The 23,559-nt window shown below is 66.2% G+C and carries 23 protein-coding genes and 2 tRNA genes; 6 read left to right on the top strand and 19 right to left on the bottom strand.

The window, feature by feature from the left end; all coding sequences use genetic code 11:
• Positions 1–112 precede the first annotated feature (112 nt).
• The 11 genes from ACGGKE_RS01870 to ACGGKE_RS01820 form a co-directional block, all read right to left on the bottom strand.
• Complete coding sequence (locus tag ACGGKE_RS01870; RefSeq protein WP_394439585.1) at positions 113–538, bottom strand: CopG family transcriptional regulator; 426 nt, start codon at positions 536–538, stop codon at positions 113–115.
• A 9-nt stretch (positions 539–547) separates the two neighbouring features.
• Complete coding sequence (locus ACGGKE_RS01865) at positions 548–2,521, bottom strand: conjugal transfer protein TraG (protein ID WP_394439584.1); 1,974 nt, start codon at positions 2,519–2,521, stop codon at positions 548–550.
• A 17-nt stretch (positions 2,522–2,538) separates the two neighbouring features.
• Positions 2,539–4,296: a relaxase/mobilization nuclease domain-containing protein gene (locus tag ACGGKE_RS01860; protein ID WP_394439582.1), complete on the bottom strand. Its 1,758-nt coding sequence runs from the start codon at positions 4,294–4,296 to the stop codon at positions 2,539–2,541.
• Positions 4,297–4,534: 238 nt separating this feature from the next.
• A complete protein-coding gene (locus ACGGKE_RS01855; protein ID WP_394439579.1) occupies positions 4,535–5,101 on the bottom strand; it encodes a lytic transglycosylase domain-containing protein in 567 nt (188 codons plus the stop codon).
• 349 nt (positions 5,102–5,450) lie between these two features.
• Complete coding sequence (locus ACGGKE_RS01850; RefSeq protein WP_394439577.1) at positions 5,451–5,783, bottom strand: DUF736 domain-containing protein; 333 nt, start codon at positions 5,781–5,783, stop codon at positions 5,451–5,453.
• A gap of 36 nt (positions 5,784–5,819) precedes the next feature.
• A complete protein-coding gene (locus tag ACGGKE_RS01845; protein ID WP_394439574.1) occupies positions 5,820–6,377 on the bottom strand; it encodes a S26 family signal peptidase in 558 nt (185 codons plus the stop codon).
• Positions 6,374–6,880, bottom strand: coding sequence for a DUF2840 domain-containing protein (locus ACGGKE_RS01840; protein ID WP_394439571.1), 507 nt, complete (start codon positions 6,878–6,880; stop codon positions 6,374–6,376). Before ACGGKE_RS01840 ends, ACGGKE_RS01845 begins: the two co-directional genes overlap by 4 nt.
• Positions 6,877–7,143, bottom strand: coding sequence for an AlpA family transcriptional regulator (locus tag ACGGKE_RS01835; protein ID WP_167954218.1), 267 nt, complete (start codon positions 7,141–7,143; stop codon positions 6,877–6,879). Before ACGGKE_RS01835 ends, ACGGKE_RS01840 begins: the two co-directional genes overlap by 4 nt.
• 127 nt (positions 7,144–7,270) lie before the next feature.
• Positions 7,271–7,894: a DUF2285 domain-containing protein gene (locus ACGGKE_RS01830; protein WP_394439566.1), complete on the bottom strand. Its 624-nt coding sequence runs from the start codon at positions 7,892–7,894 to the stop codon at positions 7,271–7,273.
• Positions 7,833–8,054: a transcriptional regulator domain-containing protein gene (locus tag ACGGKE_RS01825; protein ID WP_394439563.1), complete on the bottom strand. Its 222-nt coding sequence runs from the start codon at positions 8,052–8,054 to the stop codon at positions 7,833–7,835. Before ACGGKE_RS01825 ends, ACGGKE_RS01830 begins: the two co-directional genes overlap by 62 nt.
• 147 nt (positions 8,055–8,201) lie before the next feature.
• Positions 8,202–8,474: a DNA -binding domain-containing protein gene (locus ACGGKE_RS01820; protein ID WP_394439561.1), complete on the bottom strand. Its 273-nt coding sequence runs from the start codon at positions 8,472–8,474 to the stop codon at positions 8,202–8,204.
• Positions 8,475–8,643: 169 nt separating this feature from the next.
• On the opposite strand from ACGGKE_RS01820, the gene ACGGKE_RS01815 reads away from it, so the two are divergent.
• The gene (locus ACGGKE_RS01815) at positions 8,644–8,871 is read left to right on the top strand and encodes a helix-turn-helix domain-containing protein (protein WP_273689957.1); all 228 of its coding nucleotides are present in this window, start codon (positions 8,644–8,646) and stop codon (positions 8,869–8,871) included.
• 159 nt (positions 8,872–9,030) lie between these two features.
• On the opposite strand, the gene ACGGKE_RS01810 is transcribed toward ACGGKE_RS01815, so the two are convergent.
• The 3 genes from ACGGKE_RS01810 to ACGGKE_RS01800 all read right to left on the bottom strand — a co-directional run bounded on the left by ACGGKE_RS01810 (position 9,031) and on the right by ACGGKE_RS01800 (position 13,185).
• Positions 9,031–9,873 (bottom strand): DUF932 domain-containing protein, encoded by an 843-nt coding sequence (locus ACGGKE_RS01810; protein WP_394439558.1) that lies wholly within the window; start codon positions 9,871–9,873, stop codon positions 9,031–9,033.
• Between the two features lie 284 nt (positions 9,874–10,157).
• Positions 10,158–10,457, bottom strand: coding sequence for a DUF736 domain-containing protein (locus tag ACGGKE_RS01805; RefSeq protein ID WP_273689962.1), 300 nt, complete (start codon positions 10,455–10,457; stop codon positions 10,158–10,160).
• A gap of 673 nt (positions 10,458–11,130) precedes the next feature.
• A complete protein-coding gene (locus tag ACGGKE_RS01800) occupies positions 11,131–13,185 on the bottom strand; it encodes a ParB/RepB/Spo0J family partition protein (RefSeq protein WP_394441676.1) in 2,055 nt (684 codons plus the stop codon).
• 711 nt (positions 13,186–13,896) lie between these two features.
• Here ACGGKE_RS01800 and ACGGKE_RS01795 point away from each other — a divergent pair.
• The 4 genes from ACGGKE_RS01795 to ACGGKE_RS01780 are packed head-to-tail and all read left to right on the top strand — an operon-like array spanning position 13,897 to position 16,608.
• The gene (locus ACGGKE_RS01795) at positions 13,897–14,142 is read left to right on the top strand and encodes a plasmid stabilization protein (protein WP_394439555.1); all 246 of its coding nucleotides are present in this window, start codon (positions 13,897–13,899) and stop codon (positions 14,140–14,142) included.
• Positions 14,139–14,561 (top strand): type II toxin-antitoxin system VapC family toxin, encoded by a 423-nt coding sequence (locus tag ACGGKE_RS01790; protein ID WP_273689967.1) that lies wholly within the window; start codon positions 14,139–14,141, stop codon positions 14,559–14,561. The genes ACGGKE_RS01795 and ACGGKE_RS01790 overlap by 4 nt, the downstream gene beginning before the upstream one ends.
• A gap of 49 nt (positions 14,562–14,610) precedes the next feature.
• Positions 14,611–14,889 carry a hypothetical protein gene (locus ACGGKE_RS01785; protein ID WP_394439552.1) on the top strand — a complete coding sequence of 93 codons (279 nt, stop codon included), beginning with the start codon at positions 14,611–14,613 and terminating at the stop codon, positions 14,887–14,889.
• Positions 14,890–14,907: 18 nt separating this feature from the next.
• Positions 14,908–16,608, top strand: a complete 1,701-nt coding sequence (locus tag ACGGKE_RS01780) for a recombinase family protein (protein WP_394441673.1) — start codon at positions 14,908–14,910, stop codon at positions 16,606–16,608.
• Here the strand turns inward: ACGGKE_RS01780 and ACGGKE_RS01775 are convergent.
• Positions 16,564–16,640 (bottom strand) — tRNA-Arg (locus ACGGKE_RS01775). The two genes, ACGGKE_RS01780 and ACGGKE_RS01775, sit on opposite strands and share 45 nt — an antisense overlap.
• Before the next feature lie 48 nt (positions 16,641–16,688).
• Positions 16,689–16,765, bottom strand: a tRNA-Arg gene (locus ACGGKE_RS01770).
• A 141-nt stretch (positions 16,766–16,906) separates the two neighbouring features.
• Here ACGGKE_RS01770 and ACGGKE_RS01765 point away from each other — a divergent pair.
• Positions 16,907–17,419: a hypothetical protein gene (locus tag ACGGKE_RS01765; RefSeq protein WP_394439550.1), complete on the top strand. Its 513-nt coding sequence runs from the start codon at positions 16,907–16,909 to the stop codon at positions 17,417–17,419.
• A gap of 64 nt (positions 17,420–17,483) precedes the next feature.
• Here ACGGKE_RS01765 and ppdK read toward each other — a convergent pair whose 3' ends face one another.
• The 3 genes from ppdK to ACGGKE_RS01750 form a co-directional block, all read right to left on the bottom strand.
• On the bottom strand, positions 17,484–20,183 hold the full coding sequence (gene ppdK / locus ACGGKE_RS01760; RefSeq protein ID WP_394439547.1) for a pyruvate, phosphate dikinase: 2,700 nt from the start codon (positions 20,181–20,183) through the stop codon (positions 17,484–17,486).
• A 141-nt stretch (positions 20,184–20,324) separates the two neighbouring features.
• Positions 20,325–22,421 carry a glycine--tRNA ligase subunit beta gene (gene glyS / locus ACGGKE_RS01755; RefSeq protein WP_394439546.1) on the bottom strand — a complete coding sequence of 699 codons (2,097 nt, stop codon included), beginning with the start codon at positions 22,419–22,421 and terminating at the stop codon, positions 20,325–20,327.
• A gap of 150 nt (positions 22,422–22,571) precedes the next feature.
• Complete coding sequence (locus ACGGKE_RS01750) at positions 22,572–23,444, bottom strand: glycine--tRNA ligase subunit alpha (RefSeq protein WP_228166858.1); 873 nt, start codon at positions 23,442–23,444, stop codon at positions 22,572–22,574.
• Positions 23,445–23,559: the final 115 nt, after the last annotated feature.

Below are 23,559 nucleotides of genomic sequence, written 5' to 3'. Positions count from 1 at the left end.
GAGCCAGAAATTCAGGTGCTGCAACAGTTAGTTGAGGGCGTAGTAGAGGCGGCGGTGTATACTTGCGGGCTGCGGATCAGCCGATTGTCACCACGCCCGTGCAGAGAGCCGATTATTCCGAATCGTGCCGATTGCTCGGCCATATATCTTCGGGAATTTCATCAAGAAGGCTCTTGCCGCTGGCGTAGCGCCGACCAAGCGTTTCGATGAAGCCTTCATAGCGTTTGCGTCCTTTGACCTGCGCTGCGGCCTGATCCTCATCGGGCAGCGGCGGTGTCACGGACAGCCAGAAGCGGACGAACAGCGCCAGCGCCTCGGTCGAGAGCCCGATGTTCCGCTCCAACCGCTGCACCTGGCGCGACAGCCGGTCGAGCCGGCGAGCGAACGCCGCCTCCATGCGGTCGGCGCCATCGGGCGACAGGTAGGACGCCACCGCAGCCTCCACGATCGCGGAGCGTGAGATTCGACGTCGGATCGCCAGCTCGTCGACCTGCTTGGCGAGCGCGGGCGGAAAATAGACATTGAGCCGGACGCGCATGAACGCCGCTTACAGCTCGATGCCGTCGCCGGGGTCGAGCGACGCCTGCCGCGCGAGCCCCTGCATCCGGCGCCGCACCGCCGCCTGCCGCGCGGCATCATCGGGTTCGTCGTCCACGATCGCAAACTCCTGCGCGGGCGGCGGCGAGGTCTCCGGCGCGATGGCGACATGCTCCGGCAGTTCCGGTTCGCGGCGCAATCCACCGTTGGCCGCGTCCTCTGCCGAACGGACGATCCGCGCCACGGCGGCGGGATCGGCGACGATGGCGCGGCCCGTCCAGTCGTCGGGCCGGACCGCACCGGCGTCCGAGGCGGGCGCGGACATGATCCGCTCGGCGAACCGTGCGTCGCGATAGTAGCGCGCTTTCTTCGCCCGGATCGGATGGACGCCAGCCACCATGACGATCTCGTCATCGGGCGGGAGCTGCATCACCTCGCCCGGCGTGAGGAGTTGGCGAGCGGTCTCTGACCGCGACACCATCAGATGCCCGAGCCAGGGCGAAAGCCTGTGGCCCGCGTAGTTCTTCATCGCCCGCATTTCGGTCGCGGTGCCGAGCGCATCCGACACCCGCTTGGCGGTGCGCTCGTCGTTGGTGGCGAAGCTCACGCGCACATGGCAATTGTCGAGGATCGCGTTGTTCGGGCCGTAAGCCTTCTCGATCTGATTGAGCGACTGCGCGATCAAGAACGCTTTCAATCCATAGCCGGCCATGAACGCGAGCGCGGACTCGAAGAAGTCGAGGCGGCCGAGCGCCGGAAACTCGTCGAGCATCAAGAGCACGCGATGGCGGTTGCCGTTCGGCGTCAACTCCTCGGTCAAGCGGCGACCGATCTGGTTGAGGATGAGCCGGATGAGCGGCTTGGTGCGCGATATGTCGCTGGGCGGCACGACCAGATAGAGCGTCGCCGGCCGATCGCCATCAACCAGATCCGATATGCGCCACTGGCAGGCGCGCGTGACCTGCGCCACGACCGGATCGCGGTAGAGGCCGAGGAACGACATAGCGGTGGAAAGCACGCCGGATCGCTCGTTGTCCGACTTGTTCAACAACTCGCGCGCGGCGCTGGCGACGACTGGATGCACGCCGGCCTCGCCCAAGTGCGATGTCGCCATCATCGCGGCCAGCGTCTGCTCGATCGTGCGCGACGGGTCGGAAAGAAAGGACGCGACCCCGGCGAGCGTCTTGTCCGGCTCGGCGTAAAGGACGTGCAGGATCGCGCCGACCAGCAGCGAGTGGGATGTCTTCTCCCAATGGTTTCGGCGCTCGAGACTGCCTTCGGGATCGACCAGCACGTCAGCGACATTCTGCACGTCGCGCACCTCCCACTGGCCGCGCCGCACCTCCAGCAGCGGATTGTAGGCAGCAGACGCGGCGTTGGTCGGATCGAACAGCAGCACGCGGCCGTGCCGGGCGCGAAAGCCCGCGGTCAGCGTCCAGTTCTCGCCCTTGATGTCGTGAACGATCGCCGACGCAGGCCAGGTCAAAAGCGACGGCACGACCAGGCCGACGCCCTTGCCGCTCCTTGTCGGGGCGAAGCACAGCACATGCTCAGGCCCATCATGGCGCAGATAGTCGCGCGCGAGCTTGCCGAGAACGACGCCGTTCGGTCCCAGCAGCCCGGCGCTGCGAACCTCCCGCTCGGTCGCCCAACGCGCCGAGCCATAGGTCTCGGCGTTCTTCAGTTCGCGGGCGCGCCATACCGACATGCCGATGGCGACGGCGATCGACACGAACCCGCCCGACGCGGCGATGAACGCGCCGGTCTTGAAGATGTCGGGCGCATAGGCGTCGAAGCTGAACCACCACCAGAAGAATGCGGGCGGCGGATAGACGCGGTAGCCGAAGGCCATGAACCACGGCGGGCCAAGCTCTGGCTGGTAGGCGAGCGCGGTGGCGGTCCATTGGGTCGCGCCCCACACAGTGGCGAGGACGATCAGGAACACGGTGATGACCTGACCCCACAATATCTTGGTCGCGGACATGGATTTTCCTTCCGGGGTTACAAGCCGAGGTCGCGCTTGCGACCCAGCGTCCAGTCGATGCCGCCACCGGCGCGCACGACACCGGACACTTGCCGGCCGAGCTGCTGTTCGAGGGTGCTGGTCCAGGGCACGAGCTGGAAGCCAAGGCCGTCATCGAGCATGGCGAACCGGCCGGACGCGAGCGCAAGCCGCTGGCGGACGACGCCGGTAATCTTCTCGCCGTCTGCGGCGGGTCGGTAGGCAAGACCCGTCTCGCCGGCGATCTTCGCGCCGACCGAATCCAGCTCGCGCTTGCGCAGCGTGTCGAGCAGCCCGCGCTCGAACACGGTGCGTTCGCCATAGCGGCGCGCCAGCCCTTCCTTGACGAGATGATCGGTGCGCGCGCCCATCGCGCGGCGCACCTCGGCGCCGAACCCGCCGTCCACCACGCCGGCTCCGCGCTCGATCAGGCGATGGTCCAGCCAAGTCGCGCCCGGCGCTTTGACCTGCGCGGCAAGGTCAAGGTCGGAGCGCGTGGCGAGCACCAGCGTCGGCTTGGCCTCGCCGGGCCGTCCGATCGCGCGCAGTTCGACGATGCCGCCGAGCTTCGGGCTGTGCTCCAGCGCCTCGATGCCGGGCAGGCGGACATGATGGGTGCGGCCGTCCGTGCCGTCGATCACGGCATAGGCGGTGCCGGTCAGTTCGTCGTGCAACCCCTTGTCGATGAGCCGGCCGGCGATCGGCTTCTCGGGAGCACCGCTGATGACGGCATAGCTGTCGAGCGCCCGATCGTGCCCGTCTTCCTTGAGCGCTGCGCCGATCGTGCGGATGATGTCGCCGCGCGTTCCCAGCTCGCGCAGCTTCGCCGCCGCTCCTTCGGCGACCGCCCATCGACCCGGCTCCCCCTCGGCAGCGAGCCCCATCGTTTCCAGATGCTGTAACCGCCCGACCATCAGGCGGCGGAGGCGCGGGTCGTCCGGGCCGGGCCGCTCGGGACGCAGGTCTATGACGCCCAGTTCGTCGGCGGCGCGGCCGATCTCGCCGTCGAGTCGGGTCCAGCGCTCCGCCGTCACCTCGCGGTCGAGCGCCCGTTGCACCTCATGCTCGGGCTTCGGCCCCAGCTCGGCGGACGCCAGCTCCTCGGCGCGTGATCGCAGATTGTGACTGATATAATCGCGGGCGATAAGAAGATCGCCGCCTTGGTCGTTGACGCCGCGCACGAGCAGATGGACGTGCGGATTGTCGGTGTTCCAATGATCGACCGCGATCCATTCCAGGCGTGTGCCAAGGTCCGCCTCCATCTGGCGAACGAGGTCGCGGGTGTATTCGCGAAGGTCGGTCAGCTCCGCCGCATCCTCGGGCGAAACGATGACCCGGAAATGATGCCGGTCATCCTTGCACCGCTCGGCGAAACCGCGATCGTCGGCGCGGTCGCCGTGTGCATCGAAAATGCGCGTCGGCGAGCCGTCGCGGGTAACACCTTCGCGCTTCAGATAGGCGATGTGCGCGGATAGGGGCGCCATACGTCGCCCGCCACGGCTGCGGGTGGTGACGGGCAGCATCTTGACCATGACGCGCCGGCCGGAACTGAACAGGCGGCTGCGCGCGAACGCCGTGCGGCCCCGGCCGAAACTGGACTGGCCGCCCCGGCGCGACGCGCCGCCGCTGCGCCGCCCGCCGCTATGGATCGCGGCAACCCGCAGCACTTCGGCCACCAGGCCCCGCGCATTGCGGCCCTGCGCCTTGCTGCGCTTGGCCTTACCGGGCCGGACGCGGAAATCGCTGTCCTCGCTCACGGCCGGGCCGTTCCCGGCCGAAAATGGCCTATGGTGCCATTCGAGGTGTTGATTTTACTGGCTTTTTCCTTCCGCGCGGCACGCGCGCCGACCGACGCCGCCATGTGAAGCCACGGAAAAGCCTCGGCTTTTCGGCGAAACGGGGTGCGGCTTATATCTTGCCCTCGCACTTCCCCTCTGCTTCCTGCCCTCCCGGTTCCCTTCTCGAATCCGGCGGCCGATCGTGAGCGAGCGCCGATCATTGCGGCCGGCCCGCGCGGGCGCGGGCGACGAACAACGTATCCGCCTGCTTGTCCGGTGACGAAGGAGCCGCGCTCTCTTGCGCTTCGGTGGAGCCCGCCATGACCGATCCCGGCGCATCGGACGTGTCGTCCGATTGCGCGGCGGACGGCGCAGACCCGCTGCCTGTGATGCGGACGAATAGCGCTGCACGACGCCACGCGAAGCGGTCCGGCGGCGCACTCACCGCTGTTTCGACCGCTCCCGGTGCGCCGACTATGGCTGTAAGCTGGGCGAGGTAGCCGACCGTCTCGGCGGGCAGCGGACGGCCGCGCGACACATAGTCGTCGTAGCGCCCCGGTCCCGCATTATAGGCCGCCAGCATCGCGCTCGCGTTGCCGTAGCGGTCGTGCATCTCGCGCAGATAAGCCGCACCCGCCATGATGTTGTCGCGCACGTCGAAGGGGTCGGGGCCGAGACCGTAACGGGCGCGCAGCCCCGCCCAGGTCGCGGGCATGATCTGCATCAGTCCCGTCGCGCCAGCCCGCGAGACGGCGCGCGAATTGCCCCGGCTTTCGACGCGCATGACCGCCCATATCCACGCTTCGGGAATCCCGAACCGGCGCGCGGCGTCGGCGACATGACCGGCGTAGGGATGTGCTGCGACCGGGCCGGCAACGGGCGCTTCTTGCGCCCAAACCGTTCCCGGCGCAGCGCCACCTGACGGCAGGACGGCGGCAATCAATATGGCCGATCCGACTCCGCTTCGCCGCCAGCCTGCCAGCGTGCCCGCTGCGGTAAAGGGTTCGCGCGAAGCGCCGGCCTTCGGCCGCCCTCGACCTCCGCTGCGCGCGCTGGCCGGCCTTGAGCCGAGCGGGACGAAGGGATGAGACGGCTTTCCCGCGAACAAAGGGATGAACAGGGATCGCACCGGCTCAGTCCTGCTCGCGCGACTTCGGCTGACGGTTCCAGCGCAGCGACCAGGCTGATTTGTCGCCCGTGTTCTGGAACAGCGCGGCGCGGATCGGCTGCGCGAACGCGGGGTCGTCTATGCGTAGCGAGACGTAATCCCCGGCGCGTTCGCCGGTCTCGTTCCAGCCCGCGCCGATCTCCGGGCCTTCGCTGTCGCCGCGGTGGACGCGCCAGTCCGGCGCCTTTTCGGCGTCGATCGGGTCGGAGGGGACGATCGAAATGCGGATGTCGAGCGTCGCCGTCTCGATGATCCCTTCATAGCCGTTGGCGGTGCGGAAAAAGCTGCCGATCTGCATGGGAATGTCCTTTCGTTTGGCGGGGTGGATGCGGAGTCAGGGCCGGGCGGCACGCCACGTCAGCGGCGCTTCGGGCGCGTCGCGGGTGAGGATCGGGATCGCGCGGCCGAGCACGGTCGAGGCCGGCAGCGGCCCGAAATAGCGCCCGTCCAGACTGTCAGGATGATCGGGATTGAGCAGCAGCAGCTCGCCTGCCGCGAGCGTGCGGCAACCTTGCCACGCGGGCAGCGGACGGCCGATCCGATCACGGACCAGGGCGATGGCAACCACCCGTCCATCAACGCTGACCGTCACGCCGAGCCGGCAAACGCGCTGCCCCGTCTTGGCGGTGACATGCTTCAACAGTGGCACGTCGCGGCCGAGATAGCCGCGCTCGGCCATCCAGCGCCCAAGCCGCTCGGGCGGCGCGACGGCGACAAGCGCGCCAACGGGCGGATCGCCGTCGGGCCGTATGCGATAGAGGCCGAGCGGTGCGCTCGCGCTGGCGTTCCAGATGACGCGCGGGAGCGGATCGGTGAGCGCGATCGCAGCGAACAATATGGCGAACGCTGACGCGGCGAAGGCTGTCGCGCGGAGATAGAGGCGGTGCGTCATCCCTCGATCTCCCGGCGCTTGAGCCAGGCACGATGACGCTCCAGCGTGTAGGGGCGCGGGGCTTGTCCGGCGGCGATGCGGTTATGGACGTGCCGCCAATGGTCGGGCGCGGCGTCACATGGATCAACGCCGGCGGCTTCGGTCGCGTCGATCGCTGCGAGAACCTGACTAACTTTGGGCCAGCCCTCGATCTTGAGCAGGATGTCGCCACCGGGCCGCACGAACGGCAGCGTCGTGAACGGCTCGCCCGCGCCGACCGCGCGGACAATGTCGATGCGCGAGCTGACCGTGCCGTAGTCGTTCGCTGCCCAGCGGACGAACGCGAAGGTCGCGCCCGGCTTGAAGCGGACGATGCGGCGGCGGCGATCAACGATCTCATCCACCGCGACGCGGCCGAACCTGATCCAGTGCTCGATTCGCTTCTCGATCCAGGTCAGCTCGACGCGAGTCATGTCATCGTCGGATGGCTGACAGTGACGCATGGGTGACGGCGGGACGGTCATCGCCGGCTCCGGGCGATGGCCGAATCCGCGCGCGGCATGAGGTCGTCCTGCCCCGGATCGGAGGTCGAATGCTTAATGCCAATGTCGGCCCAGGCGCGCAGGTCATCGACCGAATAGACCACCCGGCCACCGATCCGGCGGTAGGCCGGGCCGGTCCCGAAATAGCGGTGCTTCTCCAGCGTGCGGCCGGAAAGGCCGAGGAAGCGTGCGGCTTCCGGCGTGCGCAGGAAGCGGGGCGGCAAATTGGCGGGCGTATCGGACAAGTGACGGCTCCTGCGGACGGCGGCGGCAGGAGGCATAATGTCAGAATGGAAGCAGCCGGGTGGGGTATGAAGATGTGCGGCTCCGCAGATGTGACCACCCCCGCGAGAACGACGGATCACGGGAATGTCAGCGGATGCGGAGCAGTTTGCGGTAGTCGCCGTTCATCATGGCGGTGCCGTCGCGGACCAGCCGCACCACGAACGAACGTGCCGCCGACATCTTCCAGTCGCTCGCGGAGAGTTTGGTCGCATCCTCGCGCCCCAGCTCGGCCGCGATCTGACGATACGTCGCACCCTCGCGCCGCAGGTCGAGCGCGCGGAGCATCAGGTCGAGCCGCGCCAGCCGATAGGCGGTGAGCGGCCAGCCGCGCGGCAACGGTCCCGGCGCGCGTCCGAGCAGGCGACGATGGAAGCGCAGCAGGCTGGCGATGCGGGTGAGGAAATCCTTGTCAAGCGGGATGATTGCGGCGAGCGGCCGGCCGGGCGTCGCGTCACGCAGCCACAGCCGATGTTCGCCGGCCGCGTCCGCGACGATGACATGGCGTCCTTCGATCCCGGCCTGATCGGCGAGCAGCGCGCCAATCGCGCGCGGATCGACGGGGCTGGCGGCCTCGAAGCCCTCCGGCGCGGCGTCGAGAATAACCGTGACAGCGGTCAGCTCCGGACGCCAGACAACCGGCTCTGAAAGGTCATCCGGCGCCGTGGCGAAAGGATAACCCCCAGCGCCGCGCGAACGCCGCTTCAGCGGCATTCTTGGCGACGGCGCCGCTCGCGATGCGTTGCTGCATCTGCGCATGTTCGGCGCGATAGGAGAGGTTACGGCGTAGAAACTCGGCGGCTATGTCGGCGCGCCCGATCGCGTTGGACAGACCGCCGTCGCGTCGCTGGCGCCGGCGCTGTGGCGTCGGCATTGCATCCTCCCAACCGCGCTTCGCGCGGATTTCAGGCAGTGCAGCGTCACCTGTCGAGTATCGCGCGAATAGCGCGAAGACTGCGCTCAACCATGCCGCGAAAGCCGTACTGGAGCCGAGCGAATGGGACCGAATTGGAGTTAAATCTTAACGCCTTGCTGGCCTCTGGCAGCCGAGCAGATGGGCATAGCCAACCTCGGTCATCCATCGTGCTCGCGCAAGATGACTGTCGTGCATTGTCTTCGCTCTGTGCGGTTCGGCGGCAGCGTCGATGCCGAGAATGCAGGCGGCGACCACGCGCCAGTCTGCGCCTTCGTCGTCGGCGTCGAGCAAGCGCAGATAATCGCCGAGATGGCCTTCATCGTAGGCGGTGAGCTGTGATCCGTCCGGCGCACGATCCGCGAATGGGCTGGTGCTCATGGCGCCCTCGTCATGCCTTCCGTTAACTAACTTAGACCAAATACAGAGGCCAGCTACGCGCAAGTCTCGCATCGTTCGTCGCACCTGTTGCAGCGATAAGCGGCGTGAGGCTGACGATACACCTTATAGGAGATAAACCGCATAATGTGTATCGTCCAGTTTGCCGCGCATGGACATGCGCCGCCTCGTGGGATTGAACTTTGCCCGGCTGAGGAAGGAAAAGGGCTTTACCCAGGAGCGCTTTGCCGAAACATCAGGATTCACGCAGCAATATGTGAGTGATTTGGAGCGAGGCCGCCGTAATCCTACAGTCGTGACCTTGTTTCATTTGGCTTCCGCACTTGGCGTCACGCCGGCTGATCTTCTTGCTGAAGCCGATCAGACCGAGACTGACTAACCAAAACTCTTTCTCGCGAGCCGGGCGCCAGCCCGGCGAGCGCGCCAAATGCGGCCGCGCGAACCATCGGGACGCGCGGCCGCCGACGATGCAAGCGGGTGGCTCGCGTGAATGCGCAGAGCCGCAGAGCCGGAAAACCAGCCCTACGGCTTCGGACGGTCAGGCTGCTTTCAGTCGCTGCATCCCCTCGGCCAGCGTCCACAGCGCGCGATTAAGCGTCACATTCTGGTCGATGCCGTTGATGGCGCGGGTCTGACTGCGACGGATGCGGCCTTCGGCGTTGCGCTTGCGGCCCTGCAACCCACCCCGAACGACGTTCTCCTGAATGACGTTGAACGTGGTCCAGAGGCTGTCGCCCCTATCTTCGCGGCGACGCGGCTCGATGATTTGCTCGGGGCGCAGCGGGCTTTCGTCGTCGCCGTAGCGGGCAACTAAGCTGACCTCGGCTAGCAAGCGGCGCTCGTCGTCGGAAAGCCGAACCTCCTTCATCGTTTCGCTGGCGTCGATCAGCCGGGGAAAATCCTCGGCGACGGTGTAAACGCCCTCGATGATGTCGTGCTCGATATTCCCCTTGTGCGGCACACGGACTTCCTCGAACCGATCGCCAGCGATCATGGAATTGGTGCAGACGAAGCGCAGCATCCCGGCGAACATCTGATAGGCGCTGGTCCCGTCATGGCTGTTCACGATGATGACCTCGGCGGCTTCGGGCTTGCAGATGCCCTCATCACGGCGCAGGCGCAGCATATGCTTGGCGTGGCCGTGGCGGCTCCCATCGCGCGGAACCGACTGGACGGCAAAGAACGGGAACCATCCCTCCCGGCGCAATCCCTCCACGATGTCGATGGTCGGGACATAGACATACCGCTCCGAACGGCTGTCGTGCGCCTCGCGGGCGAAGATGGACGGGACATGAGCGTAGAGCGCCTCGTTGTCGAGCGGCTCCCGTCCGCTGATCTGTTGGGCGTTCCGGCCGAACCGGGTGGCAAGTTGATGATACATGGTTGAACTCCTTGGGCTTGGGTTTCCGCGCAGCGGAGCGCCGCGCTGAAACCCTGCCCGTCGGCGAGACCGGGGGTGCAACCGGAGCGGGCGGCTTCGCGGGGAACCGGCTGCACGGAACGCGAAGCGTGGAGGAAGCTGGGCGGAAGCCGCTCCGAAGGGCGCTGGGGGCAGCGCCCCAAGCACCTCACAACATGCCGGGCCACTGGCCCGTCCATATTATGAACCGGCGGACCAGCACACGAAGGCGCCCCGCTTCGAGGGAGCGGGGCGCCGTGTGGAGATCAGCGCGACCAGATGAGGGCGTATTCGCCAGGGGTCTCGGTTTCGACCAGAGTGGCGTAGATCGGAGCCGCGAAGGTCGGGTCGTCCAGCTTGACCGAGATGTAGTCGCGGTTCTCGCGGCTGGTCTTCTTCCATCCCGCGCCGCACTCGACCGTGCCGACCGCGAGGCGGAAATCGGGAGCCTTCTCGCTCTCCTTGTCGATCGGACGGAGGGTGGCCTTGGCGTTGAGGGTGAGCGTCTTGATGGTTCCGGTGAAGGAGCCGTTGCCCGCCTGGGTGAAGGTGCCGATGGTAGCCATGTCGAAGTTCCTTTCGCTTCGGGCCACGACCGCCGCGGCCTCGATGGCGATCGGTGAAGCGGGGATGATCGGACGCGCACCGCTTGCGGCCGGAGCGCAGCGAAGGATGGCGACGCGCGGCTTTTTTGTTTTGCGATGCAAAGCCGAAGGCGGCGGAAAAAAGCCGCGCGTCGCCGTTGCGGCAGGCCGATCAAGGCGAAGCCGGCCCCGGTTAGATCAAAGCCAATCGAGAGGCCGCGCGGTTGTCGCCGAGCCGGAAATTCTGCGCCGGGGCTATCAGGGGCATTGTCAGTCGGAGGCATTCGCTTCTTTGCTGGCCCGCGCTGGGATCACCTCGCAAGCAATCCTTCGCAGAGATGTCTGGAGAGCGGGCGTCGCCGACTCTCTGCCTATGTGTTCGCCGAGATCCAAACGTGAGGCTCGAATAGACCGTCGCTCACCGCCCCCCGTCATCTTCGCCAAGCGCTTCCGCCGTGCGGGTCTGCAATATCACTCGGCGAACCGAGCCCCAGAAACGCAACGGTCGATCCGCCATCAGCACGCCGCCCCGCGCCCTCGGAGCGGGGCGCCTTTGTAATGGGAAAGCGGCCGCGCCCCAACGGGCGCGGCCGCGATTTTCCGCCGGTCGTTAGAGAAAAGTCGGGACCGCTCCCGCGGTCCCGACCCCATGCCGCTATTCGGCGGCGACAGCATAGGACGCTTCGCTATCCTCCACTTCGGGCGGCTGCTCCACGCTATCCGCGTCCTCCGGCTCCACAGGCGCGGGGTCCACACCCTCCGGTTCGGGCGTCCGCAACACGGCGGGAAGCCAGCCGGTGCTCGAAAGAAGCTGCTCGGCGGCCTGCGCCATGTCCGGCTTCTTCATGTCCGCGATGCGGCGGGCGGCGTCCTCGGACACGCCTTCGGTCACGGCCTCCACGATATGCGCCTTGGTGACACGGCCAAGATAGCTGTCCACGGTCGGCGTCCAGTCCTTCGTCACATCCAGCGCCAGCGCGCCCGCCAGCCTGTCCGCCGTTTGCAACGACCGGGGCTTGCGGTCCCACGGCAATCGCAGGGCGTTGACGGTGCGAGCCGCGCAATGCGCCAGCAGCGCAATCCGCTTCGCCTCGTCCAGCCCGACGATGAAGCCCCACAGGTCTGCCACGTCGCGCGGCATCCGCTCGGCCCATGACTCGTGCTGCTCGTTCGCCCGCGCGGCCAGCGGCGTATCCTCGATTCCGTCCGCATGGCTACTCAAGGGGGTCACGGTCGGACGGACCTCAAGGCAACCGGCCTCGGCATAACTGTAGAACAGTTGCGCGGTCAGCGCATGGGTCAGCGCGATCAAGGCCGTATCGGGCCGCTCGGCCAACGTCACGCGAAGCGCCAGCGTCCGATGCGCGGACAGGTCGCGGGTGAGGCTGTCGGAAATCGGCTTGCCCGGTTCCTCGTCCTCATCGCCATCCTGCACATCCTCGTCGCCGTCCTCCGGCTGCTTGTCGTCGCCCATCTGCGGCTCGGTCGCAACGCCTTCTTCTGGCTCGGGCTGCGGATCGGCCAGCGCCTCGTCCTTGAGCCGCACGAAACCGCGCTCGATCCTGACCGTGCCGTCATGATGAAGCACCACGAACGCGCCGCCGTTGGCGATCACGTTAGGGTCATAGGCGGAGCGCTTCGCCGAATAGGCGTCGATCTCATCCGACACCGCATCCAGCTTCGCGGCAATGTCCTCCGGCATTTCCTCGAAGGACTCATAGCCCTCCGCCAGCGCGTCATACTCCGCCGACAGAGCGTCCAGCCGCGCCTCATCCTCGTCGGAGAGGGTGACGGTCTGCGGATAGAAACGCCGCATCCCGTGGGCGTGGGGATAGTCGATGTGCGCTTCGGCCCATTTCCAGCCCTCGGCCTGCACCTGCTCGGCAATCTCGCGCAGTTTCTCGATAGCGAGCATGTCGAGCAAGCCCGCATCCTGGAAGAACCCGCCACGGTCCTCGCTGAACAGGTCGCGGATGATGTTCCCACCCGCTTCCGCATAGGCATCGACCCCGACGAACACCGCGCGCCGGTCCTCCGCCGACACATTACTTGCGGTCATGTCGCGCCGGATAATCCACGGCTCGCGGTTGTGATGCAGGTTGGCGAACACCTGTTCCTGCCGATCATGGTCCTCGGTGATGGCGAAGGCCATAAGCTGGTCGAGCGTAAGGCCGTCCTCGCGATAGACCTGCAACAGCTTCGGGCTGACAGCGCCCAAGCGAAGCCGCTGCTTCACCACGCCAGCCGATACACCGAACCGCGCGCCGATTTCCTCTGCGCCCCAGCCCTTGCCGTCCGCAAGCTCGCGGAACCGCTCGAACTGGTCGGCAGGGTGCATCGGGGTCCGGGTCACGTTTTCGTCCAGGCTGATCTCGGCAGGATCGTTCGCCGTATCCAGCCAGCAGCGCACGGCTTCCGATTTCTTGATCTGCTTGCGCTTGGCGCGCAGCAGCATCGCCAGCCTGCGGCCTTCGCCAGCGGTGACGAGATAATAGCCGGTCGGCGTCCCGTCCTCCTTGGTCTCGGGCTCCACGACGAGGTTCTGGATCAGCCCCTTGTGCTGGATCGAAGCGGCCAGCGCCTCGATAGCGGCTTCCCCATGCGGCACCTTGCGGGCATTGCGCGGGGACTTTTTGAGCTTGGCAAGCGGCACGAAAATCTCGACGCCCGACACAGGCGAGGCGGCTACGGTTTCGGTAACAGCGTTCATCACACTTCTCCTAAAGACCGCACTCACCCCCGGAATGGGGTGGGCGGCGAAGAAGCGACCGGCTGGCCCGCCGGCTGAGCCGGGCAGCACCCGCAGGGCCGGAACATCGTGGAGGACGCGCAACGCGCGTTGCGGCCTGGCGCGGCGGGCCTAAAGGGAAGCGTCGCCCACCCCACCGACGGGGAGAGCTACAAACAACGCGATCGGGCCGGCGAATGCCCTGGCCTGATCTCCGCAGCTTCAAGAAAAAAGGAACCCGCGTTGGCGGGTTTCACCGTCTCAGCGCGCCAGCGGCGCCTCAATGAAAACGGCGCCCTCGCAACGGCGCGACGCAGTGGACCGCGTGGCGGCGAGCCGAGCAGAGACCAAGGTCGTTGCGCCGCAGGCGCAGCCCCGCCGGTCGCCGCGAGCGCGAGACCGCCGCCCGTCCGGCAAGGAGAGAGGCGAGAGCGCCAGCGGGTCAGCAACAGAACGCCGCGCCCTTAGGAGCGCGCAGCGCGGGACAGAGCGCGTCCTTAGAAGCTCCCGCTCATTTGGCGGCCTTTCGTCTTCCGCCATGCTGATCGTCACCCGGCAGGGACGAGACCCGCCAGGGGCTCGGTCGAAGCGCAGCGGAGATAGAGCGGCGGTCCCGCAGGGAGGCGTCAACTCCCTCGTTGCTCTTTTCAGCCTCATCGACTAATATGCAGTCAATGACTTATGGAGGTGCGTATGGCAGTCATGACGATCCGAAACATCGACGATGCGATCAAAAATCGTCTGCGCCTGCGCGCTGCGATGCACGGTCGGTCGATGGAAGATGAGGCCCGCGACATCCTGCGTTCGGCGCTCTCGACCGAAATCCCGCGGCCTCGCAATCTGGGCCAAGCCATCCATGAAAGGTTCGGCGCGCTGGGCGGCGTGGATCTGCATGAACTGTCCCGCGAGCCGATCCGGGCGGTGGACTTCGGCGAATGATCGTCCTCGACACAAACGTCATTTCCGAGCTGATGCGGCGCGAGCCTGACCCGAGGGTGATGGCGTGGATCGCCGAGCAGCCGATGGCGGGCGTATTCACGACGACGCTGACGCAGGCGGAAATCTTCTACGGACTGGCATTGCTTCCCGAGGGACGCCGCCGCGATGATCTGCTGGCCGCCGCGCGTCCCATGTTCGACGTCGATCTGGCTGGCCGCGTCTTGCCGTTCGATACCGAAGCGGCGCTTGCCTATCCCGAGATCGCCGCCGGGCGGAAACAGGGCGGCAAGCCGATCAGCCAGATCGACGCGCAGATTGCCGCCATCGTGCGCTCGCGCGGCGCAAGACTGGCGACTCGCAATGTGCGCGACTTCGCCGAGTGCGGGATAACGGTCGTCGATCCGTGGAGCGAAGCATGACGCCCGCCGCCGCGCGTCCCTATCTGCGCTACGCCGCGATGGAGCCTTTGTGCAAGGCGCGGACACGCGGCAGCGTGTCGAGATGGCCATTCCTCGCAAAGTCCGTCGCCGCACGCCTCGTCGCTGGGCCGAGTGCCTGGATGACCTGCATGACTATGCCAATCCCGTCACACCGCGGCGGGTGGCGCGCCGGTCGCGCGACGATGACGGGCCGATCGTCGTCACCGACGACTGGCCGGAGCAAGTTCCGATCGGCGACGCCGAGTTGCGCGCGATCGAAGGCCACATGCGGCGAGAGCTGGACAAGTTGTTTGGACCGCTGCCGTGAACTGAGGAGTGAAGCGTTATGACCAGCGCCGCCCAGCGACGAAGCGAGGATGAGGCGTCGGTCGTGGCGACCGCGCGCGCCGCACTCTACCTGCGCGTTTCGACCGGCCGGCAGGCCGAGAGCGACCTGTCCATTCCCGACCAGCGCCGCCAGATCGAGGGCTACTGCCTGTCGCGCGGCTGGGAGGTCGCGGCCGAGTTCGTCGAGCCGGGTAATACTGCGACTGATGATCGCCGGCCCTCTTTCCAGGCGATGATCGACGCGGCGATGGTCAAGCCGCCGTCGTTCACCGTCATCGTCGTTCACAGCTTCTCACGGTTCTTCCGCGACCAGTTCCAGTTCGAGTTCTACGTCCGCAAGCTGGCCAAGAACGGGGTGAAGCTTGTCTCGATCACGCAAGACCTGGGTGACGATCCGATGAGCGTGATGATGCGCCAGATCATGACGCTGTTCGACGAATATCAGTCGAAGGAGAACGGCAAGCATACGCTGCGCGCGATGAAGGAGAACGCGCGGCAAGGCTTCTGGAACGGCGCGCGGGCGCCGATCGGCTATCGCGTGGTCGCGGCGGGCGAGCGCGGCGCAAAGATCAAGAAGAAGCTGGAAATCGACCCGATCCAGGCCGAGACGGTGCGGCGCATCTACCACATGGCGCTGAATGGCGTCGATAACAGCGGACCAATGGGCCTCAAGTCGATCGCCACTTGGCTGAACGAGAACAACATCCGCACCCGCGACGGTGGGCGCTGGGGCTTGGGCGCGGTGCATCAGGTGCTTACCCGCACGACCTATATCGGCCAGCACCGTTTCAACACGCGCGATCACAAGACCAGGACGCCGAAGCCGGAGAGCGAGCACGCTATCATGGAAGTGCCCGTCATCGTCTCGGAAACGGAGTTCGAGGCGGTCCAGCGGTCGCTCAAGGCGCGGAGTCCGAAGATGATGCCCCCAATGGCGGTGGGCGGCCCGACGCTGCTCACCGGCATCTGCTTTTGCGCGTGCTGCGGCGGTGCGATGACGCTGCGCACCGGCACCAGCAGCGTCGGGCGGGAATATCGCTATTACACCTGCTCGACGAAAGCGCGACAGGGCGCGACGGGCTGTCCCGGCATCACCGTGCCGATGGATCGGCTCAATGAGGCCGTGGTCGATCATCTCGAAGCGCGGCTGCTCGACCCGGCGCGGCTCGAAGCTCTGATGGATCAGATCCTTGAGCGCCGCGACGAATGGGTGAACCAGCGCCGCGAGCATGTCGCAGACCTTGGGCGGCGCGCGACCGAGGCGGAAGCGAAGCTCAAGCGCCTCTATGACGCGATCGAGAACGGAGTCATCGACGTGAGCGACCCGTCGCTCAAGGATCGCATCGCAGAGCTGACCGCGACGCGCGACCAGGCCAAAGGCGACGCCGAGCGCGCATTGGCGCATATCGTGAAGATCGGCCCTACGATCACGCCGGACAGCCTGCGCGCGTTCTCGGTCGCCCTGCGTAAGAAGCTGCGGAACGGCGACGGCACATTCGCCCGCGATCAGGTTCGCGCGGTCGCACAGCGAGTCGAGGTCGTGAGCCGGAAGGAGGTCCGCATTCGCGGCCTGCGCAGCGAGCTGCTCCGAACGCTAACCGCCGCCTCTGGCGTAGAGGCGGCGGTGCTAGGCGTTCGTGCCTTTGAACCGAAATGGCGCACCCGGAACGATTCGAACGTCCGACCCTCAGATTCGTAGTCTGATGCTCTATCCAGCTGAGCTACGGGTGCGTGTCTCCGGCAGTGGGCTGCAAGCCTGCCTGCATGCCTGTTTCCAAATGGCGCACCCGGAACGATTCGAACGTCCGACCCTCAGATTCGTAGTCTGATGCTCTATCCAGCTGAGCTACGGGTGCGTTGGAGAGGCGCAGATAGAAGCGCGCGGGCAATTGGGCAAGCCCCTTTTTACACTTTTCCTACGCCTGCGCACCCGCTCCGGCGGCAGGAGCAACCTTTGCCCCCTTCCGCCGTTCAAGCCGCAGGAAAGGAGGCCCCTGATGAGCTTCACCTTGAATGAACTGGCGCTGCTTCTGATCGCCCTGGTCGTCGGTTGGTTGCTGGGCCTGATGATGAGCGGACGCGGCAAATATCGCCGGCTCTATCGCGACGAGGAAATCGCTCACCGCAGCGCGATCAAGGAGCGAGACGCCGCCTTGCGCGAACGCGACGCGCGGATCGAGGCGGCTAATGTCCGCATCGCCGAGTTGGAGCGTCAGTCGGGCCCCATCGGTCCGGGCACCGCGACGGCGGTCGGCGGCGCCGTCCATGGACGCGACGATCTCAGCCGCATCCGGGGCGTCAGCCAGGCGCAGGAAGTGGCGATGAACGAAGCGGGCTATCACCGCTACAGCCAGATCGCTGCGCTCAACGCCGAACAGGAAGCGACGCTCGAAGCCAGGCTTGGCCTCAAGCCCGGCACCATCGCGCATGAGGATTGGCGCGGCCAGGCGCGCACGCTCGACCATGGCGACAAGCCCGGTCTGCTCGGCCGCCTCACCGGATCGGCCTGAGCGCAGCCAGGCGACATCGCTGACGCAAAAGAAAAGGGCGGGAGGATCACTCCCGCCCTTGTCCTTATTTCTTCGCCAACGCCGCCTGCGCCGCCGCCAGCCGGGCGATCGGCACGCGATAGGGCGATGCCGACACATAATCGAGCCCGGTCTGCTCGCAGAAGGCGATCGACGCCGGGTCGCCGCCATGCTCGCCGCAAATGCCCAGTTTGATGCCGCTGCGGGTCGCGCGACCACGCTCGGCGGCCAGTTCGATCAGCTGGCCGACACCCTCCACATCGATGCTGACGAACGGATCGCGGGCGAAGATGCCCTTGTCCACATATTGCGTCAGGAAGCGGCCGGCGTCGTCGCGGCTGATGCCGATCGTCGTCTGCGTCAGGTCGTTGGTGCCGAAGGAGAAGAATTCGCCCACCTCGGCGATCTCGCCGGCCTTCAGCGCCGCGCGCGGCAGCTCGATCATCGTGCCGACCAGATAGTCGACCGACGCATTCTGCTCGGCGAACACATCCTTGGCGACCTGGTCGACGATCGCCTTCATCAGCTCCAGCTCCTTCTTCGTCGCGACGAGCGGGATCATGATTTCCGGGATCGGCGCCTCGCCGCTGCGCTGCTTCACCAGCAGCGCCGCTTCGAAGATGGCGCGCGCCTGCATTTCGTAGATTTCGGGGTAGGTGACGCCCAGGCGGCAACCACGATGGCCCAGCATCGGGTTGAACTCATGCAATTCGCTCGCGCGCCGCTTCAGCGCCTCGACGCCGACGCCAGCGGCCTTCGCCACTTCCTCGAACTCCGCCTCGCCATGGGGCAGGAATTCGTGCAGCGGCGGGTCGAGCAGGCGAATGGTGACAGGCAAGCCGGCCATCACCATGAAAATCTGCGCGAAATCGTCGCGCTGCTCGGGCAGCAGCTTGTCGAGCGCGGCGCGGCGCCCCTTCTCGCTGTCGGCCAGGATCATCTCGCGCACGGCCGTGATGCGCGCCGCGTCGAAGAACATATGCTCGGTGCGGCACAGGCCCACGCCTTCGGCGCCAAAGTCGCGCGCCGTCTGGCAATCGAGCGGCGTTTCGGCGTTGGCGCGCACCTTCAGGCGGCGGACCTTGTCGGCCCACTCCATCAGCGTGCCGAAATCGCCGGCCAGTTCGGGCTGCACGGTCGGCACTTCGCCTGCCATCACTTCGCCGGTCGCGCCGTCGATGGTCAGGATATCGCCTTCCTTGAGCGAACGGTCGCCGATCCGCAGCACCTTGGCGGCATTGTCGATCGACAAGCTGCCCGCGCCCGATACGCAGGGCCGACCCATGCCGCGCGCCACGACCGCGGCGTGCGACGTCATGCCGCCGCGCGCGGTCAGGATGCCCTTGGCCGCATGCATGCCGTGAATATCCTCCGGGCTCGTCTCGACGCGCACCAGGATGACGGCGTCGCCCAGCTCGTTGCGGCGCTCGGCCGTATCCGCGTCGAACACGATCAGGCCGCTCGCCGCGCCGGGCGAGGCGGGCAGCCCCCTGGTCAGCACGTCGCGCGGCGCGTCCGGGTCGAGCGTCGGGTGCAGCAACTGGTCGAGCGCCGCGGGATCGACGCGGGCGACGGCTTCCTCTTCCGAAATCAGCCCTTCATGAGCCATGTCCACCGCGATCTTGAGCGCGGCCTTGGCGGTGCGCTTGCCCGACCGGGTCTGCAGCATCCACAGCTTGCCCTGCTGCACCGTGAACTCGATGTCCTGCATGTCGCGATAATGGGTTTCGAGGATCTCGAACACCCGCGCCAGCTCGGCATAGGTGTCGGGCATCGCCTCTTCCATCGACAGCGGCTTGGCGCCGGCCCGCTCGCGCGCGGCCTTGGTCAGGTATTGCGGCGTGCGGATGCCCGCCACCACGTCCTCGCCCTGCGCGTTGATCAGATATTCGCCATAATAGGCATTTTCGCCCGTCGCAGGATCGCGGGTGAAGGCGACGCCGGTGGCCGACGTGTCGCCCATATTGCCGAACACCATCGCCTGCACGTTGACCGCCGTGCCCCAATCGCCCGGGATCGAGTTCAACCGGCGATAGACCTTGGCCCGCTCCGCCTGCCAGCTGCCGAAGACGGCGCTGATCGCGCCCCACAGCTGGTCATGCACATCCTGCGGAAAGGGCTTGTTCCAAAGCTTCTCGACCAGGCCCTTATATTCGCCGACCAGCGCCTTCCAGTCGTCCGCGGTCATCTGCGTGTCGAGCGTATAGCCCTGATCTTCCTTGGCGATCTCCAGCGCTTCCTCGAACGCGCCATGATCCAGCTCCAGCACCACGTCCGAATACATCTGGATGAAGCGACGATAGCTGTCCCAGGCGAAACGCTCGTCGCCCGACGCGGCCGCCAGGCCAAGCACCGTCTCGTCGTTCAGGCCCAGGTTCAGCACCGTGTCCATCATGCCGGGCATCGAAATGCGCGCGCCCGAACGGACTGACACCAGCAGCGGATCGGCCTTGTCGCCGAAGCGCTTGCCCGTCACGCCCTCGATATGGGTGATACCGTTGGCGACTTCCGCGCGCAGGCTGTCGGGAAAGACGCCGCCATCCTGATAATAGCGGGTGCACATCTCGGTCGTGATCGTGAAGCCCGGAGGCACTGGCAGGCCGATCGCCGCCATGCCGTCCAGGTTGGCGCCCTTGCCGCCCAACAGATTCTTGTCGCCATTGCCCCCGTCATTCACGCCGCCGCCAAAACGATAGACATAGCGGGTCGACGTGCTGTTCATCTGGGCCTCTTCCATCATAACCATGTGATCCGGCTCTCCCTGCACTGATTGCCGAGTTTGTGCGTTGCAATATTACTGCCGCAATTAGCGGCTTAATGCGTGATGGGATAGAAAATATCCCGCCTCATCCCTCCAATTTTGCACCGGTCCTGGAATCTTCTGTCCTCAGCCGGCAATCTTCGAAAAGTCAGCGACATTGTGCACTGCGTCACGCACCCGCGCCAGCAGCGCGAGGCGACTCGTGCGCCTGGCCGGATCGGCGTCATTGACCGTGACGCTGTCGAAAAAAGCGTCGATCGGCGCGCGCAGCGACGCCAGCGCCGCCATCGCATCCTCGAACCGCTCCTCCGCCACAGCCGCCGCCGCGCGCGGCTCCGCGGCGTCGAGCGCGGCGGTCAGTTCAGCCTCGGCGGGTTCTAGCGCATAATCCGCCTGAGCGGTGACGACGGCCGGGTTATGATCCGCTCCCTCCTTCTTGAGGATATTCGCCGCCCGCTTGTAGCCGGCCAGCAAATTCGCGCCATCGTCAGTCGCCACAAAGGCCTGCAACGCTTTCACCCGCGCGAGCAGCCGGACAAGATCATCCTCCCCACCCAGCGCGAACACCGCGTCGATCAGGTCGTGACGGACCCCCGCTTCCTTCTGCTGGACCTTCAGGCGGTCGGCGAAGAAGTCGAGCAGTTCACCCTGGGCGATCGCCATGCGCAGGCCGTTGGCGTTCACGATCTGAATGACGCCCAAAGCCGCCCGACGCAGCGCAAAGGGATCGCGTGAACCCGTCGGCTTCTCGTCTATACCGAAGAAGGCGCGCAGCGTATCCAGCTTGTCCGCCAGCGCCACCGCCGCCGTGACCGGCGCGGTCGGCACATCATCGCCCTGGCCGACCGGCTTGTAATGATCGCGGATCGCGTCGGCGACGGCATCGGGCAAGCCTTCGGCGCGGGCATAATAGCCGCCCATGATGCCCTGCAATTCAGGGAACTCGCCAACCATTTCGGTGACGAGATCCGCCTTGGCCAGACGCGCCGCCTGTTCGGCGAGGTCGGCCAGTTCTTCCTTGCCGTGCTCCTGCGCAGGCAGGAGCCCAGAGGCGGATTGCGCATCGCCATCCTGGGCTCCTGCTGTCGCAGGAGCACTGGAGCCGACAATCCCCTCCTCCACCAGCCACCGGGCCAGCTTCGCCACCCGCTCGACCTTGTCCGCGACCGTGCCGAGCTTCTCGTGGAAGGTGATGCGCTCCAGCTTTCTGGCGTGATCCGCAAGGCTCGTCTTGCGGTCCTGCTCCCAGAAGAAGCGCGCATCGCTCAGCCGCGCGGCCAGCACCTTGCGGTTGCCGGCGATGATCGCCGCGCCGCCATCCTTCGCTTCGATATTGGCGGTGCAGATGAAGGCCGGGGCGAGCTCGCCCGCTGCATCGCGCAGCACGAAATATTTCTGGTTGATCCGCAGGGTTAGCTGGATGACTTCAGGCGGCACCTCAAGAAAGGCCGGATCGAAATCGCCCAGCAGCGGCACCGGCCATTCGGTCAGGCCCGCATTCTCCGCGACCAGCCCCTTGTCCTCAACGACGCTATAGCCGTGCGCCGCCGCCGCTTCATCGGCCTTCGCCGCGATGATCGCCTGCCGCTCCTGATGGCTGACGATCACATGGCAGGCGCGCAGCTTCTCCACATAGTCGTCCGCCCCGCCGATCGTGATTTCGCCGGGATGATGGAAGCGATGGCCCAGCGTCGCATAGCCCGATCGCACGCCCTCGATCTCCATGTCCACCAGCTGGTCGCCCAAGATCGCGACGATGCCCTTCAACGGCCGCACCCAGCGTAGGCTTTCGGTCGTCTGGCTGGCGATGCCCCAGCGCATCGACTTGGGCCAGGGAAAGGCGCGAATGACGGCGGGCACGGCCTCGGCCAGCACCGCGGCCGTGGCGCGGCCGGGCTTGTTGACATGCCCGAACCAGACGCCGTCGCGCTCCTCCAGCTGATCCTGCGTCAGCCCCGTCTTGCGCAGAAAGCCTTCCAGCGCCTGCGCCGGAGCACTGGTGCGCGGCCCCTTATATTCCTCGCTGACCGCCGCCGTTTCCAGCGACAGTCCCCGCGCGATCAGCGCCAGCCGGCGCGGCGTCACGAAGCTGTCGATGGCCGCGGGCTTCAGGCCCGCCTTGGCGAGTTCCTCGGCAAACAGCCGCGCAAGGTCGTCGGACGCCTTCACCTGCATGCGCGCCGGAATCTCCTCGCAGCGCAGTTCAAGGAGGAAGTCAGTCATGCCATCAGATTCCGTTCGTGCTGAGTAGGGGCTGAGCCTGTCGAAGCCCCGTATCGAAGCGCCGCGCCAATGCCCTTCGATACGCTGCTTCGACAAGCTCAGCGGCACTCAGGGCGAACGGGGTGGATTGGACCAGGGTGCGCCTCCGTATCACGCCGCCCATCCGTTCACTTCCATCCACTTCTCGCAGCTGCCCTTGGCCAGGTCGCGGACACGGCCGATATAGCTGGCGCGTTCCTGCACGGAAATCACGCCGCGCGCCTGCAGCAGGTTGAAGATATGGCTGGCCTTGATCGCCTGGTCATAGGCTGCCAGCGGCACGTCGGCGGCCAGCGACGCCTTGCATTCCTCCTCGGCATCCTTGAACCAGCGCAGCAGCTTGTCCGTGTCGGCAATCTCGAAATTCCATTTCGACATCTGCCGCTCATTCGCCAGGAACACGTCGCCATAGGTGACGCCGGCATCGTTGAACTTCAGGTCATAGACGCTGTCGACGCCCTGGATATACATCGCCAGCCGCTCCAGCCCATAGGTCAGCTCGCCCGCCACCGGCTTGCAGTCAAAGCCGCCCATCTGCTGGAAATAGGTGAACTGCGTGACTTCCATGCCATCGCACCACACTTCCCAGCCAAGGCCCCAGGCGCCCAGCGTCGGGCTTTCCCAGTCATCCTCGACGAACCTTATATCATGGACCAGCGGATCGATGCCGATCTCCACCAGCGACCCCAGATAGAGTTCCTGCAGGTTCGCCGGGCTCGGCTTCATGATCACCTGATATTGGTAATAATGCTGCAAGCGGTTGGGATTCTCGCCATAGCGGCCATCGGTCGGCCGGCGGCTGGGCTGCACATAGGCGGCGTTCCAGGCGTCCGGCCCCAGGCTGCGCAGCGTGGTCGCCGGGTGAAATGTGCCCGCGCCCACTTCCATGTCATAGGGTTGCAGGATGACGCAGCCCTGCTTCCCCCAATAGGCGTGCAGGGTCAGGATCAGGTCCTGGAAGGAAAGCGCCTTGCTCGTCGCCACCGATGGTCCTTTTTCACTCGAAACTTGGCCTCGCGCCTTGGCGCATGGCAGGAAATGGGTCAAGGGAAAGCGGCGGCGGACAGGGTTAAGGCGCTTGCCCTGCGCGCCGGTGCTG

The organism is Sphingobium naphthae, assembly GCF_043589935.1.
In the GTDB taxonomy this organism is placed as follows: Bacteria; Pseudomonadota; Alphaproteobacteria; order Sphingomonadales; family Sphingomonadaceae; genus Sphingobium; species Sphingobium naphthae_A.
Note: the sequence above shows the minus strand (reverse complement) of the source record. Positions and strands in the feature narration are given on the sequence as shown.